This is a genomic window from Amycolatopsis sp. NPDC026612 (assembly GCF_040638285.1).
GTDB lineage: Bacteria > Actinomycetota > Actinomycetes > Mycobacteriales > Pseudonocardiaceae > Amycolatopsis.
In genome coordinates this window covers 1-1,368 of the sequence record NZ_JBEZYB010000181.1, presented here as the reverse complement: position 1 = coordinate 1,368, position 1,368 = coordinate 1, and the positions used below count along the sequence as shown (strand labels likewise).

Below are 1,368 nucleotides of genomic sequence, written 5' to 3'. Positions count from 1 at the left end.
GGGAGGATGCAGAGCATGCCGGCACCGAAGAAGTACAGCGACGAGCTGCGTGAGCGGGCGACGCGGATGGCGTTGGACGCGATCGCGGCCGAGGGGCAGCGGATGGCGGCGATCCGCCGGGTCGCGGGCCAGTTGGACGTGCACCCGGAGGCGTTGCGGACGTGGGTCAAGCGGGCCGAGATCGACGCCGGCACGGCACCCGGCCGCACCAGCGATGATGCGGCACGGATCGCCGAGCTGGAACGCGAGGTGCGTGAGTTGCGGCGGGCGAATGAGATCCTGAAGACGGCCTCGGCGTTTTTCGCCGCCGCGGAGCTCGACCGCAAAATCAAGTAACTCCTGGCGGTTCCACGCCTCGGCGGGAGGTGCCGCTCGCGGTGGTCGTCGACTATATCGACGACCACCGGGAGCGAGTTGTCGAGGGGAAGAAGCTCGGGGTCGAGTCGATCTGCGCAGTCTTGAACGATGCGGATGTGCGGATCGCCCCGAGAACCTTCTGGGCAGCCAAGAAGCGCACACCGTCGAAACGCGCCGTGCGAGACGCGGAACTGCTCGCCGAGATCGAGCGCGTGTTCCGCGAGAATTACGGCGTCTACGGAGCGCGGAAAGTGCATGCGCAACTCAACCGTGAGAGAATCCGCGTGGCTCGCTGCACGGTCGAGCGGCTGATGCGCCAGAAGGGCCTGCAGGGCCTACGGCGAGGCCGACGGCCCAGGACCACCATCGCTGCAGCTTCGCCTTCGCCGGTGGACCTGGTCGACCGCCGCTTCGCTGCCGATCAGCCGAACCAGCTTTGGGTAGCGGACATCACCTATATTCGGACGTTTTCGGGATGGGTGTATGCCGCGTTCGTCATCGATGTGTTCTCGAGAATGGTCGTGGGCTGGCAGGTGTCGACCTCGTTGCACACGAATCTTGCCCTCGACGCGCTCGAGATGGGGATCTGGGCCCGGCAACGAGCCGGACAAGAGGTGACCGGACTTGTCCATCATTCCGACCGTGGAGTTCAGTATCGAGCCATTCGTTACACCGAGCGTTTGGCGGAAGCGGCAGTGGTCGCCTCGGTCGGTTCGCGCGGAGATTCCTATGATAACGCGATGGCCGAGGCATTCAATTCGCTGTTCAAGGGAGAGTTGATCCATAACCCTGTTGCCTGTGGCCGTGGTTGGCAATCAGTTCGTGATGTCGAGATCGCCGTCGCCGAATACGTCGACTGGTACAACCATCGCCGCGTCCACGGCGAGCTCGGACAGCGCACTCCAGCCCAGGTCGAAGCCGGCCACCAAGCGTCACGCTACGATCAACCCTTCGAGCCTGCCCGGGCTCGGTGACAGACAACAGGACCTGCACCAGACCCGGAGCGCATCA

1 protein-coding gene is annotated in these 1,368 nt (G+C 64.5%); it reads left to right on the top strand.

Annotated features, from left to right (window positions below):
- Nucleotides 1–15: 15 nt before the first annotated feature.
- Nucleotides 16–1,331, top strand: a protein-coding gene (locus tag AB0F15_RS45040) for an IS3 family transposase (RefSeq protein WP_360284093.1) whose coding sequence is annotated in 2 segments (ribosomal slippage) — nucleotides 16–298 and nucleotides 298–1,331 — 1,317 coding nt in all. Because the reading frame shifts where the segments join, the coding sequence is not laid out codon by codon here.
- Nucleotides 1,332–1,368 lie beyond the last annotated feature (37 nt).